The following is a 25,124-nucleotide window of genomic DNA, read 5'->3' as shown; positions in this document are numbered from 1 at the left end:
TAGTAGCTGTGTGCGTGATGATCCACCACGATGTCGTGAAGGTCACGGTCGTACTCGTCAGATCGCTCCGGAAGGCTCGCTGGATATGGGTTGGCCAATCCCGCGGTTGAGTGCTTTGGATGCGCTGCGGATACCGAACGACGAGACGATCTCGAATACACCGATGACGACAAGCCACACACCGACGACAATGGCCAGCACACCGATGGATTCGAACGGCGATGCAATCAGCACGATCCCGGCGAGCAGGCTGATCACACCAAGGAAAATCTGCCAGCCGCGGCCCGGAAGCGCCGGGTCGCTGGTCGCGGAGATCGCTGTAGCCACGCCGCGGAAGATGAAACCGATGCCGATCCAGATAGCCAGCAGCAGAATCGAATTTGCGAGGCTACGGAAGCACAACAGGGCCAGGATCAGCGACGCTGCCCCGCTGATGAACAACAGCACCCGTCCGCCGGCGGAGACGTGCAGGCTGAAAGCGAAGATCACCTGCGAAATCCCGGTCACCAGTAGGTAAGCACCGAAGACAATGGCAGCGACCAGGATGCTTATACCCGGCCAGACCAAGGTCAAAATGCCGAGGGCCAGCGCCAGAATGCCCGACACCAAAGTGGACTTCCACAAATGCGGCAACAAGTTTGGGACGGCGGTTGGTTGCATTTGCGAATTCTCCCACATGGTCGCCATTTCAGCGCTGGGTTTCGTCGGGTGTCAGACGCCGGCCGCGAAGGTGGTCACGAACAACGGAAATTAGCGGCAGAGACGACTCCGAACGGCGGTTAGTATCAGGCGGACGCTTGAGAGAGAAGGCCATTTCGAGGCAGGGGTAGGGATCCTGGTCGATCCGGAGGTATTGCACGCATTTGCCGGTGAGGTGAACACGGCGTCAGAACTCATCAAGTCTGCCGATGCCGGCCACAAGGCATCTGCCGCGGCAGATCAGCTCGACGGCTCCACGACGCAATGGGCGGCGCAGCTAGTCGGCGGTCATGTGACTGAAGCCGCCAACAAGATTGCCCAGGCCGTCAGTGCCATGGGCGTGGCAGTGCGTGGCGCGGGCGATCGCTACGAAGTCACCGACAGCGCCCTGGCGGGCAATTTCAATAAGCTCTTTATCTGATCGATGCTCCCGTCGCGCCCAAGGCTTGAACGCTGGAACCCAAGCTCACTGTCTTCTACCGGTCCCGCCGTCGGAGCAGCCGGCCACTCGGTGGAGGAGGCGGTTGACCGGATCAATAACAACCTCAAGACCATGCCCGAATCCAAGGCGTGGTCCGGCTCGGCACATGATGCGGCGACACAGATGTTCGACCGCGGCCACAAGCAAGCTCAAGCCTTTTCGGACTATGCCGCTGCGGTCGGCAAAGCGCTAGCGGATAGTGCCGGCCCGATTGGTAACGCCCGGGCCGCGTTGCTGAATAAGGCGGATGAGCTTGACCGGGACCCCGACCTTCACATCACCGACCAATGGGTCGTCCTGATCAAACCCGCGGCGCTGACCGCTGAGGAAATAACGAAGCTGAACGCGCGGGTGGTAACCGAACAGAGCGCCGTAAACACGTTACTCACGGCGGTCGGCAGCGCCGACGAAACCACGGCGTCGAATGTGACGACAGCAGCTCAACGGTTCGGATTCAGCGTTCCGACTGGGATGGCCGGAATGATGACGCCCGGTGGGCAGCGACCGCAGGACGAGGTTCCCAATCCAGCAACCGGCCCCGGCCTTTACCAACAGTCACTGGTGCGCGGCGAGGACATGGCCGTGACGGTTCGGGACACCACTCAGGGCTACGACAAGGAGGGCCATTACGTCAAAACACTCACCATGCAGGACGGCAGTAAACATGTCGTGACCGAATACCACTACGACTACGCCCATGGCGTCCCGGAAATGACGACCGACGAACACTGGGGTGCCAACGGCAACTGGATTTCGAAGACCAGCTCCACCAAGACGCCCAATGGCTCGACTCAGACGATCATCAACTGGGCCGACGGAACGCAGTTCGTCGGCTCAATGATGCCCGACGGTCAGCGCACCGCCGCCTTTACGTTGCCCGACGGTCGCCATGGCGTCTTACCGCCGAACAACCCGTTTTTCACCGGACCGGCGCCCAAGGTGGTTGGCGGCGCCCTGACCGGATTAGAGGATTATGCCGAGCGCGGCGGGCGGATCCCGGGATTGTCGATGGATGCCGTTGAGAATATCGGCAAGGGTGCGCGCTATGCGGGCCCAGCGCTGGGCGTGCTCACCACCATCTATGGGGTGGGCTCAGCGCCGACATTGCACGACGCCTGTGTAGCGGGTATTGCCGGAACGTTCGGCATCGCTGGCGATTATGCAGGGGGCGTAGCGGGCGGCGCGTTCGGTGGTGCTTTTCCCGGCGTCGATGTGGTCACGGGTCCCATGGGAGCAGTGGCAGGCGCGTACGTGTTCGGCGGGTTGATGGAGTCGCTCGGGCATAAGGTCGGCGAGGCGTTCTGCTCATGACACAGCTACCGCAGCCGCCACATTGGCGCGACAAGCACGCCACATCGCTGTTCGGAGCAGCTCTCTTTGGCGTCGCCGTCATAGCTACCGCAGTAGTGGGCGTGGAGAAACTGCAGCATGGTCAGCCCTTGACCGCCGTCATCGTTCTCGGCGGCGCGGTTTTCTGCGCGTGCATGGCAGTAGTTGGAGTCCGTGTCGGGTTTGCGACGTCGCCCCTGCGTGCAACAAGCGATTCGCAAGGGACTACGCTGCACCCCGACCGGATACTCATTGGGATCGCCTTCATCATGCTGATCGCCATAGCGGTTTTCGGCACGTTGTACCTCATTAATCTGCCCCGCGGCGTTGTCGACCTACCGTCGAGTCACACCGGGCGAGTCGGCAGTCCAATCCTCGTCGTGCTCGGGGTAGCTTTCTCCGGCGGAGGACTGATCGCCTTCGCCCGTCGCCGCACAGTGGGCTATTTGAGGCTGACGCCGTCCGGATTCGAACTGGTCGGCCTCGTGACAACCCAAGTCGGGTCGTGGATCGATGTCGTCGACATCATCGACGAATACACGGACAAGCAAGCCCGCCATCCCACCGTCTTCGTGATGAAGGACGGAAGGCGTCTAGTTCTCAGGAACACCGGCGGCTTTGCGCCCAGCGGCGCCGCGCTGTACTGGATGATTCGTCATTACTGGAAGCACCCGGAAAACCGCGCCGAACTCACCGACGGGCGCGCGCTGGAACGCCTCCGGACAGAACGATTCGTCCCCGAGTGAGCGGTACATCTCAAACTCTCGCGGTCTGCGGGGCCTCGGCGTGGACGCCGTCGAAACCGGTATCAGGCTTACGGCCAACGAGATACCAGGTCCGCATCACGCCTTTGCCCTTAACCTCGACTTCACCGCGCGCCTCAAGCACGAAGTCATCTTTCAACCGCTGGTAAACCGCCTCGGGCACTTGGATGCGTCCTTCGGTATCAGTGGACTCCATCCGAGATGCGACATTGACCGCGTCGCCCCACACGTCGTAAAAGAACCGGCGGGACCCCACTACACCGGCGACCACCGGACCGCTGGCGAGACCGATACGCAGCGGAACCGGGCTACCATCACGATCGGTCAGTCTGGACGCGACGTCGCCCATGTCCAGCGCCAGGTCTGCCAGCGCCTCGACGTGGTCTCGTCGCGGCCACGGTACGCCACTGACAACCATGTACGAGTCACCGCTGACCTTGATCTTCTCCAGCCCGTGTTTATCAACCAGTTCGTCGAAGTCGCTGTACAGCCGATCCAGGAAACGGATCAACTTATCCGGCGGGACATCGCTGGCTCGCTCGGTGAAACCGGCGATGTCGGCGAACAAGACCGAGGCGTCATCGTATTTGTCGGCGATGACATCGCGCGCCGGATCCTTGAGCCGAGCCGCGATACTTGCGGGCAGCATGTTCGCCAGCAGGGTTTCCGACCGTTCATGTTCCATCTCCATGGCCGCTTCCGCTCGCGCGGTATCACGAAGCGCGTACCACATAGACACCACCACCATCACGCACGCTGAAACGGTGGTGATGACGAAGCCGAGTGACTGAGCCCCGGGCGGCTGAATTCCGGTGTCGCGCGGGACGAGGAACTCAAGCGCGATCACCAGCCCGGCGGCGGCAGCCGCCAGGCCGGCCGCTAGGGCGATGTGTTCGATGCCGAGCTGCAGCACCACCAGACAGGCCGCAACCAAGAAGAAGAACTGCAAGCCCGTGCCGGTGCCCAGGATCCAGCAGATGGTAAAAATCGACACATATGCCGTGCACAGAAACGTCAGCGGCGCAACGAGTTCCCCGAAACGGTGCAGTAACGGGACAATCGCGAAGATCGCGGCGGCGACAATACTGATTAACCCGGTGCGCCACCATTCGGGCCCGGTCAGAAACCCGACAATCTCGAAGGCCACGCTTACGATGACGGCAATCCAGGCGTTGACATTGAGCACCCGGCGGCGTCGCGAGATGCTGTCGACGTAGTGCTGGACGCGGGCGCGAGATTGAGCCCGCGCTGCTGCCACACAGTCCGGCGATCGCGACGCACCTGCGGTCCTTGCCGGTGGCACGCCGCATTTCTTAGCCGCCACCCCAAAAGCCTAACAATCTCCGGTCAGAACTCCTCGGGTAATTCCTTGGTCAACCACTCCGAGGTGTGGTGTTCGGAAAGTGACCCATTGGGCATGATGTGCTGCACCAGCCGTCCATCGCGGGTGGCCAGGTCGGCGATCATCCGCCGGTGACAGCGCCACCACATCGGCTCCCCGCACATGATCGCAACATTGCGGGTGTCGGCGTCTCGCAGCAGTTGCTGATATGCGGCGCGAAACGCCGGTGTGCGGGTGTGGGCGGCGTAGTTGGCAAACGACTGGTTCTCCCACCACCGGTCTCGCGGTATCGGCGTGGTTGGGGGCTTGCGGCGCCCACCCAGATCGGCCTCGTGGCTGTACTCGATCCCCGCCTCACCCAGCCAGTCCGGCATGACCTGCTTGGAGACGTCGGGATTGCGGCGCGAACCCGGGAAGCTGCGCACGTCGACCAGCAGCCTGATGTCGTGCTGGCGCAGCACCGCGGCCAGCTCCTCAGCGGTTTTGGCGCCATGGCCGATGGTGAACAGCACTAGTCCTGGGTGCCCTGGTCCGTGGCACAGATAACGTGCACGGTCGCGTCGATGATCGCGTCGATGACGTCCGGTTGCGCGCCGGTCCGGGTCCGCAGCGCCAGGGTGTTGAGCGTGCCGGTAGCCAGCTGTGCCAGCGCGGCGGGGGCAAGCGGTGCCAGCTCGCCGTCGCGTTCGGCCTGCTCGAAGCGGTCGGTGAAGAGCTGGGTGAACGCGTCGAATGTCGACTCGACGACAGCCCGCACCTTCTCGTTGCGGCGTGCCTCGGTGACTGCGGTGCCGATCAGAAAGCACCCTCGGCGCCCGTCACCGCCGGCCAGATACCAGCGCGACGCGCCGTGATAAACCGCGCGCAGCCCGTCGGCGAGCGGACGTGGCTGAGCCAGCTCGTATGCCAGTGCCGCGCGGCTGTCGTCCGCATAGCGTTCGACGGCTTTGAGATACAGCGCTTCCTTATCGCCGAACGCGGCATAGATGCTCGGTCGGTTCATGCCCATGCTGCTGGCGAGCTCGTCTAGCGAGGTGCCGGCGTACCCGGCCCCCCAGAAGGTGTCGCGCGCGCGGGCCAGCGCCACGTCAGGGTCATAGGAACGGGGACGGCCCCGCGATTTGGGTTCCGATGTCGGCATTGTGTACCAATCCGCAATCGATGCTGCTGTCTGGTGTAATTTTATACTAGTTTGTACAAAATGAGCTCTGTTTGCGAGATCGACGGTCGGCGCGTGCACTTCATCGACCAGGGCAGCGGAGAACCTGTCCTGCTACTGCACGGCTATCCGCAGAGTTCATCCTGCTGGCGCCATCAGATTCCGGACCTAGCGATGAACCACCGGGTCATTGCGCCTGACTGGCCCGGGTTCGGTCGCTCCGAACCGCCAGCGACACCGCCCACCTACGACGCCGAAGTCGCAAGAATCGAGCAGTTGGTGCAAGCGTTAGGCCTGGGGCAATTCAATCTTGTCGCACACGACTATGGCGGCTTCCTCGGACTTGGCTACGCGATGCGGTATCCAGAGCGAGTGCGGCGCTTGGCGTTATTGAACACCCGCGGGCACAGCGTTTTTCAGCCGTGGTTCTACCGGTTCTCCGTCGCACAGTGCTGGGCGGCCGTCCATTCGCCCGGTCTCCTCCGGCGGCTGCCGCTTCGAAGCATTCATCACTATGCGCTGTGTCGCTACCGGCAACTCGGCTGCTTCGACGCGATGTTGGAAAACGAATATCTCAGTTGGATGGACGACGCGCGCGGCAGAAAAACATTCGTCGAGTTCTTCGCGCACTATCACCTGCCGCGGATATCTCGTCTTGCAGACGGGCTCGCTGAAATCGATTGTCCGACTGCGATCATCTGGGGCGACCGCGATCCATACATTCCGTTGGACACCGCGCTCGAGTTGGCCGTGCGGATCCCGGACGCCACCCTGACGCGGCTTGGCGGCGCTGATCACTACATCATGGAAGAACGGCCGGACGAGGTGACGTCGGCGCTGCTCGGTCTCTTGGAACGAAAACCGGCAGCGCATCGGACGTGACGGTGCCCTCGGTGAGATTCGAACTCACACTGTACGGGTTTTGAATCCGTTTCCTCTGCCAGTTGGGATACGAGGGCGTGGCTGTCTACGGCATCCCACCTTAGAGGATTCGGACACCTGCCTCTGCTCACAACCCCGCGGTCGTCGCTCACAGCGACCCACGACACAATGTGCGTCATGACCGGCTCAACGACAGATGTTGATGCTCCCGCCCCGCGCCGGGTGCTGATCGCCGAGGACGAGGCGCTCATCCGGCTCGACCTGGCCGAAATGCTGCGCGAAGAGGGCTACGACATCGTCGGCGAGGCCGGCGACGGCCAGGAAGCCGTCGAACTGGCCGAACAACTCCAACCCGACCTGGTGATCATGGATGTGAAGATGCCGCGACGTGACGGCATCGACGCCGCATCGGAGATCGCCACCAAACGCATTGCGCCGATCGTGGTGCTGACCGCGTTCAGCCAGCGCGACCTGGTCGAGCGAGCCCGCGACGCCGGGGCAATGGCCTACCTGGTGAAACCCTTCACGGCCAGCGACCTGGTTCCGGCGATCGAATTAGCGCTGAGCCGATTCAGCGAGATCAGCGCGCTGGAACGCGAAGTGGCGACGCTGTCCGACCGGCTGGAAACCCGCAAGCTCGTCGAACGAGCCAAAGGCCTGCTGCAAGCCAAGCAGGGCATGAGCGAGCCGGAGGCGTTCAAGTGGATTCAGCGGGCCGCGATGGACCGGCGGACCACCATGAAACGGGTCGCCGAAGTGGTGCTGGAGACCCTCGATACGGATACCGCTTAGCCAGGGCAGCGGCTACCGCGCCACGATCACCGAGGAGCCGTGGCCGAATAGACCCTGATTCGCGGTGATGCCGACGGTTGCGCCCTCGACCTGGCGACCGGTGGCTTGTCCCCGCAGCTGCCAGGTGAGCTCGCAGACCTGGGCGATCGCTTGCGCGGGGATGGCTTCGCCGAAGCAGGCCAGTCCGCCCGACGGGTTGACCGGCACCCGGCCGCCGATCGTCGTCGCGCCGCTGCGCAGCAGCGCCTCCGCCTCACCCTTGGCGCACAGGCCGAGATGCTCATACCAGTCCAGCTCCAGCGCCGTGGACAAGTCGTACACCTCGGCCAGGCTCACGTCCTCGGGCCCGACGCCGGCTTCGGCGTAGGCAGCGTCAAGGATCTGGTCCTTGAACAACCGCTCGGGTGCGGGCACCACGGCGGTGGAATCGGTTGCGATATCGGGCAATTCGGGAAGATGCTGCGGGTAACGCGGCGTGACTGTGCTGACCGCGCGCACCGACGGCACACCGTCGAGCGAGCCCAGGTGCTCGCGGGCGAACTTGGCGCTGGCCACGATCACCGCCGCCGCGCCGTCGGAAGTAGCGCAGATGTCGAGCTGACGCAGCGGGTCGGCGACGACCGGGCTGGCCAGCACATCCTCGACCGCGGATTCCTTGCGGTAGCGGGCATTCGGATTCTGCAGCCCGTGCCGCGAGTTCTTGACCTTCACCTGCGCGAAATCCTCGGCCGTCGCGCCGTAGAGGTCCATCCGGCGGCGGGCCAGCAGGGCGAAGTACACCGGGTTCATCGCCCCGATGAGGTGGAACCGCTGCCAGTCCGGGTCGTTCTTGCGTTCGCCACCGACCGGGGCGAACGCGCCCTTCGGCGTGGTGTCGGCGCCGATCACCAGCGCCACGTCGCAGAACCCGGCCAGAATCTGCGCCCGGGCGCTCTGCAGGGCCTGCGACCCGCTGGCACACGCGGCATACGACGATGACACCGGCACGCCATTCCATCCCAGCTTCTGGGCAAACGTCGACCCCGCGATGAACCCGGGATAGCCGTTGCGAATGGTGTCCGCGCCGGCCACCAACTGAATCTGCCGCCAGTCCAGCCCGGCCTCGGCCAGGGCGGCGCGGGCAGCCACCACGCCGTATTCGGTGAAGTCGTTGCCCCATTTGCCCCAGGGATGCATGCCCGCACCCAGGATGTACACCGGGTCAGGCGTGGTCACGGGATCCTCCAGGCGTAGGTCAGGCGCTGCACACCGTCGTCGTCGGTAAACAGCGGCATCGTGGTTAGCTCCATCTCCATGCCGACCTTCAGGTCGGCGGCCAGCGTGCCCTCGACGACCTTGGCCAGAACGATCAGACCCTCGTCGGCCAATTCCACCGCGGCGATCGCGAATGGCTCGAACGGGTCAGCCGCGGGATAGGGGGGCGGCGGCGGATAGCGGTTTTCGGTGTAGCTCCATACCTTGCCGCGCCGCGACAGCGGGACGGATTCGAGGACGTCGCTGTCACACGCCGGATTGGGGCAGTTGTTGGCCCGGGGCGGGAACACATAGGTGCCGCACTGCGGGCACTTGGCGCCGATCAGATGGGGCGCCCCGGACTCGTCGGTGGCGAACCAGCCCTCGATTGCCGGCTCTTGGTGGGTAGCTGTTGGCACTGAGCCAGCGTACCGACAACCACTGCAAAACTGAAACGTGTTGCAGTTTTACGGCGGCGGGCGCAGCGTCGGACCCGGTGCCTAGAGTTGAGCCCGTGAGCCCAGCGAAGACCGCGAGCAGGAAGGCACCGGCCGCCCAGGCCGCCGACGACAAGCCGACGTTGATGCTGCTGGACGGCAATTCGCTGGCGTTCCGGGCGTTCTATGCGCTGCCGGCGGAGAACTTCAAGACCGCGGGTGGGCTGACTACCAACGCGGTCTACGGGTTCACCGCCATGCTGATCAACCTGTTGCGCGACGAGTCGCCGACGCATGTCGCCGCCGCGTTCGATGTGTCGCGGCAGACCTTTCGCTCCGAGCGTTACCCGGAGTACAAGGCCAACCGCTCGACGACTCCTGACGAGTTCCACGGCCAAATTGATGTCACCAAGGAAGTCCTTGCCGCACTTGGTATTACCGTGCTCGCCGAGGCGGGCTTCGAAGCCGACGATTTGATCGCGACGTTGGCCACCCAGGCCGAAAACGAGGGCTACCGCGTTCTGGTGGTCACCGGCGACCGCGACTCGCTGCAACTGGTCAGCGACGACGTCACGGTGCTTTATCCACGCAAGGGCGTCAGCGAGCTGACCCGCTTCACCCCCGAGGCCGTGGTCGAGAAATATGGGCTGACGCCCAAGCAGTATCCCGACTTCGCCGCGCTGCGCGGGGACCCCAGCGACAATCTGCCGGGGATTCCGGGGGTGGGGGAGAAGACGGCGTCGAAGTGGATCGTCGAATACGGGTCGCTGCAATCACTGGTCGACAACGTCGACAGTGTCAGAGGCAAAGTCGGCGACGCGCTACGTGCCCATCTGGCCGGCGTGGTGCGCAATCGCGAGCTCACCGACCTGGTGAAAGACGTGCCGCTGGCGCAGACCCCCGACACGCTGCGGATGCAGCCGTGGGACCGTGACCAGATCCACCAGCTCTTCGACCAGCTGGAATTTCGGGTGTTGCGGGACCGGCTCTTCGAAACCCTGGCCGCTGTCGAACCCGAAGTGGAAGAGGGATTCGACGTTCGGGGCGGTGCCCTGGAACCCGGCGCAGTCGGCCAGTGGCTGGCCGAGCACGCCGGCGACGGGCGCCGGTCCGGTCTTACCGTGGTCGGCTCACACGTCGCCTCTGACGGCGACGCCACCGCGCTGGCCATCGCCGCCGCCGACGGCGACGGCGGCTACATCGACACCGCCACGCTGACACCCGACGACGAGGCTGCCCTGGCCGCCTGGCTCGCCGACCACGACAAGCCCAAGGCGCTGCACGAGGCCAAGCTGGCCATCCACGATCTGGCCGGGCGCGGCTGGACACTCAACGGCGTCACCTCCGACACCGCGTTGGCCGCTTATCTGGTCCGACCGGGGCAGCGCAGCTTCACCCTCGACGATCTGTCGCTGCGTTATCTGCGTCGCGAATTGCGTGCGGAAGCCCCTGAGCAGCAGCAACTTTCACTGCTGGACGATACCGACGGCGTCGACGGCCAGGCTATCCAGACCGCCATCCTGCGGGCTCGCGCTGTTATCGATCTGGCTGACGCGCTCGACGCCGAGCTGGACCGCATCGACTCGACGTCGCTGCTGGGCCAGATGGAGTTGCCGGTTCAAGGGGTGCTGGCGGGCATGGAAGCCGCCGGTATCGCCGTCGACCTCGACCAATTGAGCGCGCTGCAAAGCCAATTCGGCGATCAGATCCGCGATGCCGCAGAAGCGGCATACGCGGTGATCGGCAAGCAGATCAACCTTGGCTCACCAAAACAGCTGCAAGTGGTGCTGTTCGACGAACTGGAAATGCCGAAAACCAAGCGCACCAAGACCGGATACACCACCGATGCCGACGCCCTGCAGTCGCTGTTCGACAAGACCGGACACCCGTTCCTGCGGCATCTGCTCACCCACCGCGACGTGACCCGGTTGAAGGTCACCGTCGACGGGCTGCTGAATTCGGTTGCCGCCGACGGGCGCATCCACACCACGTTCAACCAAACCATCGCCGCGACGGGCCGCCTTTCGTCGACCGAGCCCAACCTGCAGAACATTCCGATCCGCACCGATGCCGGGCGCCAGATCCGCGACGCATTCATCGTCGGCGACGGCTACGGCGAACTGATGACCGCCGACTACAGCCAGATCGAGATGCGGATCATGGCGCACCTCTCGCAGGACGCCGGGCTCATCGAGGCCTTCCGTACCGGTGAGGATCTGCACTCCTTCGTCGCATCCCGGGCCTTCGGAGTTCCGATCGAGGAGGTCACCGGCGAGCTGCGCCGGCGGGTCAAGGCGATGTCCTACGGGTTGGCCTACGGGCTGAGCGCCTACGGCCTCTCGCAGCAGCTGAAGATCTCCACCGAAGAGGCCAAGGACCAGATGGACGCCTACTTCGCCCGGTTCGGCGGCGTGCGCGACTACTTGATGGCGGTTGTCGAACAGGCCCGCAAAGACGGCTACACCTCGACGGTGCTCGGTCGCCGGCGCTACCTGCCTGAACTGGACAGCAGCAATCGTCAGGTGCGCGAGGCCGCCGAGCGCGCCGCGCTCAACGCGCCGATCCAGGGCAGCGCCGCCGACATCATCAAGGTGGCGATGATCCAGGTCGACAAAGCGCTCGCCGACGCCGGCCTGGCATCACGGATGTTGCTGCAGGTACACGACGAATTGCTCTTCGAAATCGCGCCCGGTGAGCGTGCGCAGCTGGAAGCCTTGGTGCGCGAGCAAATGTGCGGCGCCTACCCGCTTGATGTACCGCTCGAGGTGTCGCTGGGCTATGGCCGCAGCTGGGACGCGGCCGCGCACTGACCTGCGTGAAACGCCGAGCGTGAAGCGGCTGCGAGATTTCGGCGACTTTTTCGCAACCCGTTCACACTCGGCGCGCGCCGAACGCCAGTTTGGCCAGCATGTGGCATGTCGAGTAGCCTCGACGGGTACTACCAAGCACTGTCCCTACGACCAAACCTGTCCGGAGCAACCCCCCATATGCCGAGTCCCACCGTCACCTCGCCCCAAGTAGCCGTCAACGACATCGGTTCGAGCGAGGACTTCCTAGCCGCCATCGATAAAACAATCAAGTACTTCAACGATGGCGACATCGTCGAAGGGACCATCGTCAAGGTCGACCGGGACGAGGTCCTGCTCGACATCGGGTACAAGACCGAAGGCGTCATCCCGTCTCGCGAACTGTCCATCAAGCACGACGTCGACCCCAATGAGGTGGTGTCCGTCGGCGATGAGGTCGAGGCTCTGGTCCTCACCAAGGAGGACAAAGAGGGCCGGCTGATCCTGTCCAAGAAGCGCGCGCAGTACGAGCGCGCCTGGGGCACGATCGAGGCGCTCAAAGAGAAGGACGAGGCCGTCAAGGGCACCGTCATCGAGGTCGTCAAGGGTGGCCTGATCCTCGACATCGGATTGCGCGGCTTCCTGCCGGCGTCGCTGGTCGAGATGCGCCGGGTGCGTGATTTGCAGCCGTACATCGGCAAGGAGATCGAAGCCAAGATCATTGAGCTGGACAAGAACCGCAACAACGTCGTGCTGTCCCGCCGGGCCTGGCTGGAACAGACCCAATCCGAGGTGCGCAGCGAGTTCCTCAACCAGTTGCAGAAGGGCGCCATCCGCAAGGGCGTGGTGTCCTCGATCGTCAACTTCGGTGCGTTCGTCGACCTCGGCGGGGTCGACGGTCTGGTGCACGTCTCCGAGCTGTCCTGGAAGCACATCGACCACCCCTCCGAGGTGGTGCAGGTTGGCGACGAGGTCACCGTCGAGGTGCTCGACGTCGATATGGACCGCGAGCGGGTTTCGTTGTCGCTCAAAGCGACTCAGGAAGACCCCTGGCGGCACTTCGCCCGCACTCACGCCATCGGCCAGATCGTGCCCGGCAAGGTCACCAAGCTGGTGCCGTTCGGGGCGTTCGTCCGCGTCGAAGAGGGCATCGAAGGTCTGGTGCACATCTCCGAGCTGGCCGAGCGCCATGTCGAGGTTCCCGATCAGGTGGTCGCCGTCGGCGACGACGCGATGGTCAAGGTCATCGACATCGATCTGGAGCGGCGCCGCATTTCGCTGTCGCTCAAGCAGGCCAACGAGGACTACACCGAAGAGTTCGACCCGGCCAAGTACGGCATGGCGGACAGCTACGACGAGCAGGGCAACTACATCTTCCCCGAGGGCTTCGATTCCGAGACGAACGAGTGGCTCGAGGGCTTCGACGCGCAGCGCCAGGAGTGGGAGGCCCGCTACGCCGAGGCCGAGCGCCGGCACAAGATGCACACCGCGCAGATGGAGAAGTTCGCCGCTGCCGAGCACGCCGAGGCCGAGCATGCACCGGCCAACGGTGCGCCGTCCGAAGAACAGCAGGGCGGCTCACTGGCCAGCGACGCGCAGCTTGCGGCGCTGCGGGAGAAGCTCGCCGGCAGCGCCTAGCCCGAATGCTTCGGATCGGGCTGACCGGAGGGATCGGCGCCGGTAAATCTGCGGTCACTTCGACTTTTGGGGAATGCGGCGGAGTCATCGTCGATGCCGACGTCATCGCCCGCGAGGTGGTGGAGCCGGGAACCGAAGGGCTTTCGGCGCTCGTCGATGCGTTCGGTGAGGACATTCTGCTGCCCGACGGTGCACTGGACCGGCCGGCATTGGCAGCCAAGGCATTTCAGGACGACGCATCCCGCTCGGTCCTCAATGGCATCGTCCACCCGCTGGTGGGCAGGCGCCGCGAGGAGATCATCGCGGCCGTTCCCGAAGACTCGGTCATCGTCGAAGACATTCCGCTGCTGGTGGAGTCCGGGATGGCGCCGTTGTTCCCGCTGGTCGTTGTGGTCGACGCCGACGCCGAACTGCGGCTTCAGCGACTAGTCGAACAACGCGGCATGGCCGAGTCCGACGCGCGCGCCCGCATCGCCGCCCAGGCCACCGACGAGCAGCGGCGCGCGGTCGCCGACGTCTGGCTGGACAACTCGGGTACGCCAGAGGAACTGGCCGAGCGTGCCCGTGAAGTGTGGAATCACCGAATCGTGCCGTTCGCACGCAATCTGAGCGCCGGAGAAGTTGTCCGTGCACCCGCGCGCCTCGCGCCGGCCGACCCGACGTGGCCCGCCCAGGCCCGGCGTATCATCGCCCGCATCGAAGCGGCGTGTGGCTCAAAGGCGTTGCGTGTCGACCACATCGGATCGACTGCGGTGCCGGTCCTGGACGCCAAGGATTCCATCGACATCCAAGTCACCGTCGAATCATTAGCGGTTGCCGATGAACTCGCGCAGGCCCTACTCCCGATGGGATACCCGCGAATCAACAACACCGTCGGCGACATAGTCAAACCCGAGGCTCGAAGCACCGTCGAAAGCTACGACCACAGCGATGATGCGGTTTTGTGGCACAAGCGGATTCACGGCTCGGCAGATCCCGGCCGGCCCACCTACCTCCATCTGCGGGTCGACGGCTGGCCCAACCAACAATTCGCGCTGCTATTCGTCGACTGGCTGAAGGCCAATCCCGACGAGCAAGCCAGCTATCTGGCCGCCAAGCGCCAAATCGCCGCCCAGGAGCATCCGACCAGTGCGTCCTACGCCGACGCGAAGGAGCCCTGGTTCGCCGAGGGCTACCGTCGGGCCTGGCAGTGGGCCGACGCGGTTAAGTGGCGGCCTAGCTGAGCGGCGCGCCGCAGGCCAGCACGCCGTTCATCGGGTCGGCATTGCCCGGCGTGGGACGGACGAACTGGTCGACCTGCGCGGCGACGTTGTCGTCGACGTCCACCTCACAGTGCACATTCGCCGAATACGGCCAGCGGATCGACACCTGCATGCCAGCCTTCGCGGGATCGGCCAGCACCGTATTGGCCTCGAATGTGTTGCCGGGCATCGACCCCAGGCCGGAGCTGCTGGTCTCGTCGTCGTGGATCCGGAAGGTGGCCTGCGCGCCGGGCGCGACCCCGTCGACCCGGGCTATGTAGGTGACGTTGTGCAGATCGGCCATTGCGGCGGGGGGAGTTAACTGCGATGCGGCCGCTGCGGCTGCCAGAATGACGATCGTCATCCCGTGCTGCGTGGTGAAGCTCATGACTGCAGAGATTACCCGCAACGGCAGATAGTAGGCACCGGTAGCCAATTACCGTGGCTGGCAGTGCGAGCACCACAGTGACGTTCGGCCGCCGACCTTACCGCGAACCAGCCGCGTGCCGCAGCGCGGACAGCTTGGATCCGGTTCGTCGCGCACACCGGTCAGCCACCGCGGCAATCCGGGTACGCAGCCATGCCGTATCGCGGTTCGCAGCACCCGCCGCATGGCGGTGTGCAGCTGCTTGACTTCGTCGGCGTCAAGCGTCGCAACCGGTCGAGACGGATGCAGCCGTGTCCGCCAGCAGATTTCGTCGACGAGCAGATTGCCGAGCCCGGCGATCACGAACTGATCCAGCAGTGTCGCTTTCAACCCGCCACGCCGGCCCGACAATATGGCGCGAAATTCCGGCAGGTTGATGTTCATGGCATCTGGGCCCAGCGGGCCCATCACACCGGCGGTGTCATCTTCGCTGTCGGCCAACCAGACTCCGCGCAACTTGCGCTGGTCGAGGTATCGCAGCTCGCCGCGGTCCAGCGAGACCACCAGTCGTTCTTGGCCTTCCGTCTTCGCGCCGTCAGGCGCATAGTACGGATGTCCGGTCATACCGCTGTGAATCATCAGCGTCGGGCCGTCGGTCGGCAGGATCAGCCACTTGCCGTGCCGGCGCGGCGCTCCGAAGCGACGGCCTTTCAATGCCCGCTCCAGTGCCCCGGCGGTGGTATTGCGCAGGATTCCCGGGTCGCGCACCTCAACGCGTTGCACCCGACGGCCGGGCAGCGTGCCGGCCAGCTCGCGGCGAAAGCCCTCCACATCGGGCAGTTCAGGCACGACGTTTCGCCAATCGCCGCATCGGGCTGGTCAGCGAACGCGCATGCCGGCGCATATCGATCCACGGATCACGTTGCCCGGCCAGCCGTTTGGGAAGGTCGCGCAGCGTGAACCGGTCCGGTCGCATGCCCCGAGCGCCCAATTCGTCCCACTCCACCGGGGTTGCCACTGGCGCACCCGCACGGGCCCGCACCGAGTACGGTGCGACCGCGGTCTGTGCGTAGGCATTTCGCATGATATCGAGGTATACCCGTTCGCCGCGCTTGCTCTTGCGGGCCTCAATGGTGCGGTGCGCCGGATCGTCGGCCACGACGATGTCTGCGACGTCGCGGGCGAATTGCCGGACCGCATCGAAGTCAGCGTCTGCGCGCAACGGCACGACGACATGCAGACCGCGCGATCCGGTGGTTTGCACGTAGGTTGCCAGACCGAGGTCGGTCAGCACATCGGCGGTCGCGCGGGCCGTGGCCCGCACCACCGCGAAATCATTGCCGGACGGGTCGAAGTCGAATACCAGTCGGTCCGGCCTATCCAGTCGGTCCCGCCGCGACTGCCACGCGTGCAAGGTGATGCAGTTCTGGTTGGCCAGCCATGCCAGCGCTTCTGGCCGGTGCGCCACTGGATGCACCACACTGCCACCCTCCTTGGCGACTTCTGCCGAGCTCATCCATGCCGGCATCGAGTCAGCGAAGTCTTGCTGGACAAACCCACTTTCGTCGATGCCACGGGGGAACCGCTGCAACGTCAACGGTCTGTCTCTCAGGTGCGGCAGCATCACATCGGCCACCTGGCAGTAGTAGTCGACGAGATCGCGTTTGGTGATCCCGTCGGCTGGAAACAGCACCCGGTCCGGGTGGGTGATCGCGACGTCGATACGTGGCATCAGCGGGTCTCCCGCACCACCTCGTCGGCGGCCTTATCGGTCCGCAGTCCGATGTAGCGCGGATGGCGCAGCTTGCCCTCGCGGGTCCACTCGGTGAACCCTACCTCGGCGACGAGTGTTGGTCGTACCCAATGTGTTTTGAGTTCTCGGACCCGGCCGCGGATGAACGGCGACGTGTCTTGCTCAAGAGCCGACAACCGCTTGTGCAGGCTGCGCAGCGTCGCGTCGTCGAATCCGGTCCCCACTTTGCCGGCGTAGACCAGCTCAGGCCCGTCGTAGTAGCCGACCAGCAGCGCCCCCAGCCCGACTCGGCTGCCCTTCGGGGCGGTGTAGCCGCCGATCACAAACTCTTGGTCGCGGACGCATTTGAACTTCAGCCAATTGGCCGATCGGCGGCCCTCATAAGGCGCGTCGGCCAGCTTGGCGATCACTCCCTCGTCGCCGCGGGCGCAGGCAGCCTGGTAGGCGGCCTCACCGTTCTTTACCCGGTGCGGTGTGAACCGCAGCGGATCGCCGTATTGAAAGGCGTCACGCAGCAGCCGCTTACGCCAGCTCAATGACAGCTCGGTAGTGCGCTGCCCATCCAGATGCAGCAGGTCGAAAATGTAGTAGTAGACCGGGATGCCGGTGGCGCGCGCCTGGTTGGGGTTGGTGATGCCCAACCGGCCCTGCAGGCGGGCGAAGCTGGTGCGTCGGCCTTCGAAAGCGACCACCTCGCCGTCGACGACGAATCGGGACGCCGACTGGGCGGCAAGTGCGTCCACCAGCTCGGGATAGGTTCCGTTGAGCGAGTGCCGATTGCGCGACAGCAGCCGCACCTTGTCGCCGTCGCGAAACGCCAGGCAGCGTTCGCCGTCGAATTTGCGCTCGAAGATCCAGCGCGGATCCGAAAACCGCCGATCGGTGAGGGTGGCCAGGGTCGGCGTCCGCCAGCTGGGCACCGGCTCGTCTGGTAGCCCTTCGCGAAGGTCGCCCGGTAATTCGATCACGACGACTCGCTAAGGCCCATGCCTCGGAGGTACCCGCCTCGGTCGCGCGCTACGCGTCACGCCAGCTGAGCGTCATGCCCTTGCTGGTCAGCCAGCGTTGCAGGTCGTAGCCATGCCGGGACAGACCGTCGACGGTGTCCACAGCGCGTCGCACCGCCTGTTCGGCGGCGTCGGGCCTCAGCAGGTTGTGTCGGACGGCAACCAGCAACTCGTCGACATCGGCGAGCTGCACCGCGACGCCGGTACGGATCTCCAAGTCGAGATAGCGGTCTTCGGACCGCCAGATGGCCGGTCCGGGCGTGTATTCGCCGATGTCCAGGTAGTAGTCGTGGTCGCGTTCATGGCCTGGATTGAAATGGAAGACACTGGCACGCACGCCCAGCGACGGCAGCAGCCACGATTCGAGGTAGTGGAATTGGGCGCGGCCGGGTGTGGGCCGCGCCATATACAGGCCCCACCGGCACACGGTGTACTGGTCGACGGCCCGCACGATGCCCTTTGGGTCGGTGTTGGTGCGGGCCACCAGGTCGAACGTCTCGTGCTTGGGCGGATGGATAGCAGTCAGGATAAGCCGCGGGAACGATCCCTGTCGGCATCTCGTTCTAGGCTTTTGATATGGCTTTTGCTACCGAACACCCGGTGGTCGCGCACTCGGAGTACCGCCCAGCCGAAGAGGCGGTGGAAGGGCTGGTGCGTGTCGGCGGCCACTTCGAGGTGGTCAGCCCGCACGCGCCGGCGGGAGACCAGCCGGCCGCCATCGACGAACTCGAGCGACGGATCCAGTCGGGGGAGCGCGACGTGGTACTGCTCGGCGCCACCGGCACCGGCAAGTCGGCCACCACCGCGTGGCTGATCGAACGACTGCAGCGGCCCACCCTGGTGATGGCACCCAACAAAACGCTGGCCGCGCAGTTGGCCAATGAGCTTCGAGAGATGTTGCCGCACAACGCTGTTGAGTACTTCGTGTCGTACTACGACTATTACCAGCCCGAGGCCTACATCGCGCAGACCGACACCTACATCGAGAAGGACAGCTCGATCAACGACGACGTGGAGCGGCTGCGCCACTCCGCCACCTCGGCGCTGCTGTCCCGGCGCGACGTGGTGGTGGTGGCTTCGGTGTCGTGCATCTACGGTCTGGGCACACCGCAGTCGTACTTGGACCGCTCCGTCGAACTGCAGGTGGGCAGCGAGGTTCCCCGGGACGGTCTGCTGCGGCTGCTGGTGGACGTGCAGTACACCCGCAACGATCTGTCCTTCACCCGCGGCTCGTTCCGGGTGCGCGGCGACACCGTCGAAATCATTCCGTCCTACGAGGAGCTGGCAGTCCGCATCGAGTTCTTCGGTGACGAGATCGAGGCGCTCTACTACCTGCACCCGCTGACCGGTGATGTGATTCGTCAGGTCGACTCGCTGCGGATCTTCCCAGCTACCCACTATGTCGCCGGCCCGGAGCGGATGGCGCACGCGATCTCCACCATCGAGGAGGAGCTGGCCGAGCGGCTGGCCGAACTGGAAGGACAAGGCAAGCTGCTGGAGGCTCAGCGGTTGCGGATGCGCACCAACTACGACGTCGAGATGATGCGCCAAGTCGGGTTCTGCTCCGGCATCGAGAACTATTCGCGGCATATCGATGCCCGTCCCGCCGGCTCGGCTCCGGCGACGTTGCTCGACTACTTCCCCGAGGACTTCTTGCTGGTCATCGACGAGTCGCACGTGACCGTGCCGCAGATCGGCGGCATGTACGAGGGCGACATTTCGCGGAAACGCAATCTGGTCGATTACGGCTTCCGGTTGCCGTCTGCCGTCGACAACCGCCCGCTGACCTGGGAAGAGTTCGCATCGCGGATCGGGCAGACGGTGTATTTGTCGGCCACCCCGGGCCCCTACGAGCTCAGCCAGTCCGGCGGGGAGTTCGTCGAACAGGTGATCCGGCCCACCGGTCTGGTCGACCCGAAGGTCGTGGTGAAACCGACCAAGGGCCAGATCGACGACCTGATCGGCGAGATCCGCAAGCGCACCGAGGCCGACCAGCGGGTGCTGGTGACGACGCTGACCAAGAAGATGGCCGAAGACCTCACCGACTATCTGCTGGAGATGGGCATCCGGGTGCGCTACCTGCACTCCGAGGTCGACACGCTGCGCCGAGTCGAGTTGCTGCGCCAGCTGCGGCTGGGCGACTACGACGTGCTGGTCGGCATCAACCTGCTGCGTGAGGGTCTCGACCTGCCGGAGGTGTCGCTGGTGTCGATCCTCGACGCCGACAAGGAAGGCTTCCTGCGTTCGTCGCGAAGCCTGATCCAGACCATCGGCCGCGCCGCCCGCAACGTGTCCGGCGAAGTGCACATGTACGCCGACACGATGACCGATTCGATGAAAGAGGCCATCGACGAGACCGAACGGCGGCGCGCCAAGCAGATCGCCTACAACGAGGCCAACGGCATCGATCCGCAGCCGCTGCGCAAGAAGATCGCCGACATTCTCGACCAGGTCTATCGCGAGGCCGACGACTCTGACACCGTCGAGATCGGCGGCTCCGGCCGCAATGCGTCGCGAGGGCGGCGCGCCCAGGGCGCACCGGGGCGGGCGGTCAGCGGCGGCGTGTTCGAAGGCCGCGACACGACCAACATGCCGCGCGCCGAGCTGGCCGACCTGATCAAAGACCTCACTGCACAGATGATGGCCGCAGCCCGTGACCTGCAGTTCGAGCTGGCCGCGCGGTTCCGCGACGAGATTGCCGACCTGAAAAAAGAACTGCGCGGTATGGATGCTGCCGGTCTGAAGTGAGCTCACCCGTCATCGAGACCGCCGGCAGTTGGCGGGCGCTACTCGGCCGCAGGTATCTCGGGACCTCGACGCTGCTGGCCGGTGGAGTGGCGCTGTGTGCCACCAACGAGTTCCTGACGATCAGCCTGCTGCCCAGCACGGTCGCCGACATCGGGGGCGAACGGTTGTACGCCTGGGTGACCACGCTGTACTTGGTGGGGTCGGTGGTCGCCGCCACCACGGTCTACGCCTCGCTGCAGCGGTTCGGCGCCCGCACGTCGTATCTGTTGGGCGTGGTGGTTTTCGGGATCGGCAGCCTGATGTGCGCGACGGCGCCGACCATGGAAATTCTGCTGGCGGGGCGCACCGTGCAGGGCGCGGCGGGCGGGCTGCTGGCCGGACTGGGCTATGCGGTCATCAACTCGGCACTGCCGCGGGTGCTGTGGACCCGCGCTTCGGCGCTGGTCTCCGCGATGTGGGGAGTCGCGACGGTGGTCGGCCCGGCGGTGGGCGGCATCTTCGCCCAATTCGGCCAGTGGCGCTGGGCATTCGGCACGGTGGCGGTGTTGACCGCGGCGATGGGTGTGCTGGTCCCCATCGTGTTATCAGCGCGCCGGGTCGACCAGAGCGAGCGCTCCCCGGCGCTCAGGGTGCCGGTGTGGTCGCTGCTGCTGCTCGGTGCGGCGGCGCTGGCGATCAGCGTCGCGGAAGTCCCGCACAACAACAACATCGCCACCGTCGCGTTGCTCACGATCAGCGTGCTGCTGGTCGCGGGGTTCGTGGTGGTCGACCGGCGGATGGCCGCCGCGGTGTTGCCCCGCAGCGCGTTCGGATCGGGTCCGCTGAAATGGATCTACGTGACCATGGCGCTGCTGATGGGGGCGGCGATGGTCGACATGTACGTGCCGCTGTTCGGTCAACGACTGGCCCACCTGATTCCGGTGGTGGCCGGATTTCTGGGCGCGGCGCTGGCCGTCGGCTGGACGGTCAGCGAGATCGTCAGCGCCTCGCTGAAAGGCGCCCGGGTGATTGCCCGCGTGGTCGCGGCTGCCCCGCTGATCACGGCAGTCGGCTTGGCGTTGGGCGCGATCACCCAGGTCGACAACGCCCCGGTCGGCGTCGTCGCGCTGTGGGCGTTAGCGCTGCTGATCACCGGAAGCGGAATCGGGGTGGCGTGGCCGCACTTGTCGGCCTGGGCAATGGACTGCGTCGACGACCCGGCCGAGGGGCCCGCCGCAGCCGCGGCCATCAACACCGTCCAGCTGATTTCCGGGGCGTTCGGTGCGGGGCTGGCCGGCGTGGTGGTCAACAGCACCGAAGGCGGCGCCGTTATGGCGGCGCGCTGGCTGTTCGCCGTGTTTGCGGTGCTGGCCGCGGTCGGTGTACTGGCCGCCTATCGGGCCACCCGGGGACACCGCTGCACGGCGGCGGCGCCGGGCTAGTCTCAGCAGCGTGGACGCCTTCGCCGCCGGACGGCTGACCCGCTCGCTGGACGCATTGCACTCTGTCGTCTACTTCCTGCCCGAGGCCAACGAGAAATTCGGCGAGCTGGGCATGGATTTCCGGACGCACTACTTCGCCGGCCGGTCCGCGCCGATGGGCGCGGTTTCGGCGAATGTCGTTGCGGCCACGTTCTATAACTTCAACGCACAATTGGTCGCCAGCGCCATTCCGGCCGCCTGGGAACTGGCGTCGCCGGCGACGGTGACCAGGGTGCGCTACGAGATCGTTGCGGCGGCGTTGCCACGGGTGCTCGGTGAGAAGCTCACGCAGTCTGCGGAATTGGGGCGTGCGGCGGCATTGTTGCGGGGGATCGCGGAAGCGATTCCCAACGCAGACGGCCGGCCGTTGTACGCCGGCCACGCCGAGCTGCCGTGGCCCGAGAGCCCGGTCGCCCAGTTGTGGCACGCGATCACGTTGTTGCGTGAGTACCGCGGCGACGGGCATATCGCCGCGCTGGTTTCCAACGGCCTCAGCGGTTTGGAGGCGCTGATCACCCACACTGCAACAGGAATCGGCTTCAACGCCGACTACGCGCGGCGGATGCGCGGGTGGAGCGTCGATCAATGGAACGCCGCGGCGCAGGGCCTGACCTCACGAGGCATCCTGGGCAGTACCGGCGAACTGGCGCCGGACGGCACCGAGTTGCGTTCCCGCATCGAAGATCTCACCGACGAGTTGGGGTACGCACCGTGGCGGACGATGACCGCCGACCAGGCTGACGAACTGGTCAGCTTCGCCACAGTGATCCGTGCCGCAGTCCAAGCCGCCGACGTGTTCCCCGCCGGACTGTTCGGGCCCCGTCACGGCGAACATCGCTAGGGCGTCAAGCGGCGGTGGCTGTGATCGGCCGGGTCGGTGGTGTCGGCACCAATGGCATGTAATCGAGCCAGGTCGTCAGGATGAAGCCCCGGAGTTTTCTCCAGCGACCCCAGCAGCATGTCGATTTGCTTGTGCAATGCCGGCACCAGTTCCGGTCGGCCGGCATGTTCGACGTGCACGATCAGCATCCGCAATACGCGAAGGATCGTCGCTGCGACCAGCGGCTGCGTCGGGGCGACGTGGCGCAGTTGGTCGAAACCGTGGGCGATGTACTCCTCGGGATCGAGTTCCCACGGCCGCAACAGAATTCGGTCTTCCGGCCCGGATATCGCCCGAGCTAACGGAGGGGCGACGAGCAGTCGGCGTAGCAGACTGCCGACACGCAGGGTTGCCTCCACCGCGGTGGTCGGGTCGTTGATCGCGGTGCTGAGCGCCCGCAGCCCGATGTCGACCAATTGCCGAAACGAGAAGTCAACGTCTTGCTGCATGGTGCGGCCGCCGGTCACCGCGATCGTCGCGGCCAGCCGGCGTCGAACCTGATCGGCTCGCGCCGGAGACGGCCACACGGTCACCAGCGGTTCGCCTTGATGCACATAGGCACCCACGCGCGTGTCGAGCCGCACCGTCGTCCGCTCGGGCACCGCGGCCAGCAGCCGGTCAGTGTCGATTCGGCTCACCCAACCGTCGACGCGCGAGGTGATTCGCAACGACTCCGCCGGTGGCGTCATGTCGACGTCGGACGCTGATTGCTCGCGTCCGGCGGTGGCCGCGACAGCGTCGATCACCGCTCGGCCCTCCGCGGCGATGTCGCGCACCACCCGGCCCACCTCCAAGCGGTGAGCGAGGTGGTCGACATGCGCGATGATCGTGACCACCGTGACGATGGTCAGCACGACGGCGACCGTCACCGACACCCGCGGTGCCAGCTCCATCGCATGACCGTTGATGCGCGGCAGGGTGAGAACGCAGTACACGAACGTCGCCACCAGCAGCCCGATGACGACCTGGCTGAGCCGGTCCCGGATGAACGACCGCATCACTCGGGGCGACAGCTGTGAACTCGCCAGCTGCAGGCTCACGATGGTCAGCGAGAAGATGACGCCCGCGGTGGTGATGGTCGCGCCGGCGATGGTGCTCAACAGCCAGGTGGCGACGTCGATGTCCATTGCGATCGTCAACGGAACGCGCGTCTCTGCGCCCAAGGCGTTGTCGACCGCCCCGGTGACGAGGGCCAGGCCGATTCCGCCGATCACCAGGACGACGGGCAACAGGAATAGGCTCTCCCGGAACCGGTAGGCCACTGCGGATCCACGCAGTCCCAGATCAGTGCGGATACGAAAACGCTTACGGTGCAACGGTTTACTCATCAGTGCACTGACATGATGAGCTGGGCGAAGCGGAATTGCCGGCGCTCGGCCTGCCCGAGCGGGCGATCGCGGTCGCAGGCTCGTCGAGTAACGGTACAGCCATGTTGTCTGTCACTGTAAGGCTCCTTTGGTAAGGGGATTACCCCTGGTGGGCGCGTCAACAACCCTTTTGCCGGGCAAGGAATTTCATCCGCACTGGACATCCGCCGATTACAGTGACGCTCACAGCGTCGACCGCACGCCGGTGGCGCCGCCTATTCGGTGTGTCGCAAATCAACCATCTGCATCCGGCGAAGCGATACTGTCTTGGGTTGGCGTAGCAACCGACACCTGGGAGGGTAAATGAGCGCCTATCGGACCGTGGTGGTAGGAACCGACGGCTCGGACTCGTCGCTGCGCGCGGTCGACCGGGCGGGCACCATCGCCGCCGGGGCGAACGCGCAATTGATCATCGCGACGGCCTACCTGCCCCAGCACGACGACCCGCGTGCCGCCGACGTCTTGAAGGACGAAAGCTACAAGGTGTCGGGCAGCGCCCCGATCTATTCGATCCTGCGCGAGGCCAAGGATCGGGCGAGCGCCGCGGGCGCGCAGAATATCGAGGAGCGGTCTGTGGTCGGCGCCCCGGTCGACGCGCTGGTCGGCCTCGCCGAGGAGGTCCAAGCCGACCTGTTGGTGGTGGGCAACGTCGGCTTGAACACGATTGCCGGCCGGCTGCTGGGCTCGGTGCCGGCCAACGTCTCGCGTCGGGCCAAGGTCGACGTCTTGATCGTGCACACCACCACGTGAGCTGCATCC

At 65.2% G+C, this 25,124-nt stretch carries 24 protein-coding genes and 1 tRNA gene; 12 read left to right on the top strand and 13 right to left on the bottom strand.

What is annotated here, in order from left to right:
- Nucleotides 1-57: 57 nt before the first annotated feature.
- Nucleotides 58-687 (bottom strand): HdeD family acid-resistance protein, encoded by a 630-nt coding sequence (locus tag AC5Y49_RS19745; protein WP_499890093.1) that lies wholly within the window; start codon nt 685-687, stop codon nt 58-60.
- A gap of 145 nt (nt 688-832) precedes the next feature.
- On the opposite strand from AC5Y49_RS19745, the gene AC5Y49_RS19740 reads away from it, so the two are divergent.
- From AC5Y49_RS19740 to AC5Y49_RS19730, 3 genes are all read left to right on the top strand, one after another.
- Nucleotides 833-1,120, top strand: coding sequence for a hypothetical protein (locus AC5Y49_RS19740; RefSeq protein ID WP_499890253.1), 288 nt, complete (start codon nt 833-835; stop codon nt 1,118-1,120).
- Between the two features lie 132 nt (nt 1,121-1,252).
- Nucleotides 1,253-2,491 (top strand): hypothetical protein, encoded by a 1,239-nt coding sequence (locus tag AC5Y49_RS19735; RefSeq protein WP_499890090.1) that lies wholly within the window; start codon nt 1,253-1,255, stop codon nt 2,489-2,491.
- Nucleotides 2,492-2,619: 128 nt separating this feature from the next.
- Complete coding sequence (locus tag AC5Y49_RS19730; protein WP_499890086.1) at nt 2,620-3,255, top strand: hypothetical protein; 636 nt, start codon at nt 2,620-2,622, stop codon at nt 3,253-3,255.
- Between the two features lie 10 nt (nt 3,256-3,265).
- Here the strand turns inward: AC5Y49_RS19730 and AC5Y49_RS19725 are convergent, their stop codons facing one another.
- The 3 genes from AC5Y49_RS19725 to AC5Y49_RS19715 are packed head-to-tail and all read right to left on the bottom strand — an operon-like array spanning nt 3,266 to nt 5,756.
- Entirely contained in the window at nt 3,266-4,597 is a 1,332-nt protein-coding gene (locus tag AC5Y49_RS19725) for an adenylate/guanylate cyclase domain-containing protein (RefSeq protein ID WP_499890082.1), read from the bottom strand.
- Nucleotides 4,598-4,620: 23 nt separating this feature from the next.
- Entirely contained in the window at nt 4,621-5,127 is a 507-nt protein-coding gene (locus AC5Y49_RS19720; RefSeq protein ID WP_499890080.1) for a DUF488 domain-containing protein, read from the bottom strand.
- Complete coding sequence (locus AC5Y49_RS19715; protein ID WP_499890078.1) at nt 5,127-5,756, bottom strand: TetR/AcrR family transcriptional regulator; 630 nt, start codon at nt 5,754-5,756, stop codon at nt 5,127-5,129. The genes AC5Y49_RS19720 and AC5Y49_RS19715 overlap by 1 nt, the downstream gene beginning before the upstream one ends.
- Nucleotides 5,757-5,816: 60 nt before the next feature.
- Between AC5Y49_RS19715 and AC5Y49_RS19710 the strand changes: the two genes are divergently transcribed.
- Nucleotides 5,817-6,656, top strand: a complete 840-nt coding sequence (locus AC5Y49_RS19710; RefSeq protein ID WP_499890073.1) for an alpha/beta fold hydrolase — start codon at nt 5,817-5,819, stop codon at nt 6,654-6,656.
- A gap of 3 nt (nt 6,657-6,659) precedes the next feature.
- Here the strand turns inward: AC5Y49_RS19710 and AC5Y49_RS19705 are convergent.
- Nucleotides 6,660-6,733: transfer RNA gene (locus AC5Y49_RS19705), tRNA-Leu, on the bottom strand.
- A gap of 100 nt (nt 6,734-6,833) precedes the next feature.
- On the opposite strand from AC5Y49_RS19705, the gene AC5Y49_RS19700 reads away from it, so the two are divergent.
- Nucleotides 6,834-7,448, top strand: a complete 615-nt coding sequence (locus tag AC5Y49_RS19700) for an ANTAR domain-containing response regulator (protein WP_499890069.1) — start codon at nt 6,834-6,836, stop codon at nt 7,446-7,448.
- Nucleotides 7,449-7,460: 12 nt separating this feature from the next.
- Here the strand turns inward: AC5Y49_RS19700 and AC5Y49_RS19695 are convergent, their stop codons facing one another.
- Nucleotides 7,461-8,663, bottom strand: coding sequence for a lipid-transfer protein (locus tag AC5Y49_RS19695; protein ID WP_499890065.1), 1,203 nt, complete (start codon nt 8,661-8,663; stop codon nt 7,461-7,463).
- Nucleotides 8,660-9,100, bottom strand: coding sequence for a Zn-ribbon domain-containing OB-fold protein (locus AC5Y49_RS19690; protein WP_499890061.1), 441 nt, complete (start codon nt 9,098-9,100; stop codon nt 8,660-8,662). Before AC5Y49_RS19690 ends, AC5Y49_RS19695 begins: the two co-directional genes overlap by 4 nt.
- A gap of 164 nt (nt 9,101-9,264) precedes the next feature.
- On the opposite strand from AC5Y49_RS19690, the gene polA reads away from it, so the two are divergent.
- The 3 genes from polA (at nt 9,265) to coaE (ending at nt 14,765) form a co-directional block, all read left to right on the top strand.
- Complete coding sequence (gene polA / locus AC5Y49_RS19685; protein ID WP_499890248.1) at nt 9,265-11,928, top strand: DNA polymerase I; 2,664 nt, start codon at nt 9,265-9,267, stop codon at nt 11,926-11,928.
- A 177-nt stretch (nt 11,929-12,105) separates the two neighbouring features.
- Nucleotides 12,106-13,542 (top strand): 30S ribosomal protein S1, encoded by a 1,437-nt coding sequence (gene rpsA, locus AC5Y49_RS19680; RefSeq protein ID WP_499890057.1) that lies wholly within the window; start codon nt 12,106-12,108, stop codon nt 13,540-13,542.
- Between the two features lie 5 nt (nt 13,543-13,547).
- Complete coding sequence (gene coaE, locus AC5Y49_RS19675) at nt 13,548-14,765, top strand: dephospho-CoA kinase (RefSeq protein WP_499890054.1); 1,218 nt, start codon at nt 13,548-13,550, stop codon at nt 14,763-14,765.
- Here the strand turns inward: coaE and AC5Y49_RS19670 are convergent.
- Genes AC5Y49_RS19670 through AC5Y49_RS19650 form a run of 5 tightly spaced genes read right to left on the bottom strand, consistent with a single transcriptional unit; the run spans nt 14,758 to nt 18,361 of the window.
- Nucleotides 14,758-15,171, bottom strand: coding sequence for a hypothetical protein (locus AC5Y49_RS19670; RefSeq protein ID WP_499890051.1), 414 nt, complete (start codon nt 15,169-15,171; stop codon nt 14,758-14,760). The two genes, coaE and AC5Y49_RS19670, sit on opposite strands and share 8 nt — an antisense overlap.
- A gap of 48 nt (nt 15,172-15,219) precedes the next feature.
- Nucleotides 15,220-15,999, bottom strand: coding sequence for an Fpg/Nei family DNA glycosylase (locus AC5Y49_RS19665; protein WP_499890048.1), 780 nt, complete (start codon nt 15,997-15,999; stop codon nt 15,220-15,222).
- Nucleotides 15,992-16,882, bottom strand: coding sequence for a non-homologous end-joining DNA ligase (ligD, locus tag AC5Y49_RS19660; RefSeq protein ID WP_499890045.1), 891 nt, complete (start codon nt 16,880-16,882; stop codon nt 15,992-15,994). The genes AC5Y49_RS19665 and ligD (AC5Y49_RS19660) overlap by 8 nt, the downstream gene beginning before the upstream one ends.
- Entirely contained in the window at nt 16,882-17,871 is a 990-nt protein-coding gene (gene ligD / locus AC5Y49_RS19655) for a non-homologous end-joining DNA ligase (protein WP_499890042.1), read from the bottom strand. The genes ligD (AC5Y49_RS19660) and ligD (AC5Y49_RS19655) overlap by 1 nt, the downstream gene beginning before the upstream one ends.
- A 49-nt stretch (nt 17,872-17,920) precedes the next feature.
- Nucleotides 17,921-18,361 (bottom strand): ribonuclease FAU-1 family protein, encoded by a 441-nt coding sequence (locus AC5Y49_RS19650; protein WP_499890246.1) that lies wholly within the window; start codon nt 18,359-18,361, stop codon nt 17,921-17,923.
- Between the two features lie 125 nt (nt 18,362-18,486).
- On the opposite strand from AC5Y49_RS19650, the gene uvrB reads away from it, so the two are divergent.
- From uvrB to AC5Y49_RS19635, 3 genes are read left to right on the top strand one after another with little or no spacing between them, the layout of a single operon-like run.
- Nucleotides 18,487-20,658, top strand: a complete 2,172-nt coding sequence (uvrB, locus tag AC5Y49_RS19645; protein ID WP_499890038.1) for an excinuclease ABC subunit UvrB — start codon at nt 18,487-18,489, stop codon at nt 20,656-20,658.
- Entirely contained in the window at nt 20,655-22,079 is a 1,425-nt protein-coding gene (locus tag AC5Y49_RS19640; RefSeq protein ID WP_499890035.1) for an MFS transporter, read from the top strand. Before uvrB ends, AC5Y49_RS19640 begins: the two co-directional genes overlap by 4 nt.
- 10 nt (nt 22,080-22,089) lie before the next feature.
- Entirely contained in the window at nt 22,090-22,959 is an 870-nt protein-coding gene (locus AC5Y49_RS19635) for an SCO6745 family protein (protein WP_499890034.1), read from the top strand.
- Here the strand turns inward: AC5Y49_RS19635 and AC5Y49_RS19630 are convergent.
- Entirely contained in the window at nt 22,956-24,326 is a 1,371-nt protein-coding gene (locus AC5Y49_RS19630; protein WP_499890032.1) for a DUF2254 domain-containing protein, read from the bottom strand. The genes AC5Y49_RS19635 and AC5Y49_RS19630 overlap by 4 nt on opposite strands.
- 342 nt (nt 24,327-24,668) lie before the next feature.
- Between AC5Y49_RS19630 and AC5Y49_RS19625 the strand changes: the two genes are divergently transcribed.
- Nucleotides 24,669-25,115 carry a universal stress protein gene (locus AC5Y49_RS19625; RefSeq protein WP_499890030.1) on the top strand — a complete coding sequence of 149 codons (447 nt, stop codon included), beginning with the start codon at nt 24,669-24,671 and terminating at the stop codon, nt 25,113-25,115.
- The last annotated feature ends 9 nt before the right edge of the window (nt 25,116-25,124 follow it).

This window comes from Mycobacterium sp. NGS62 (genome assembly GCF_059812285.1).
Note: the sequence above shows the minus strand (reverse complement) of the source record. Positions and strands in the feature narration are given on the sequence as shown.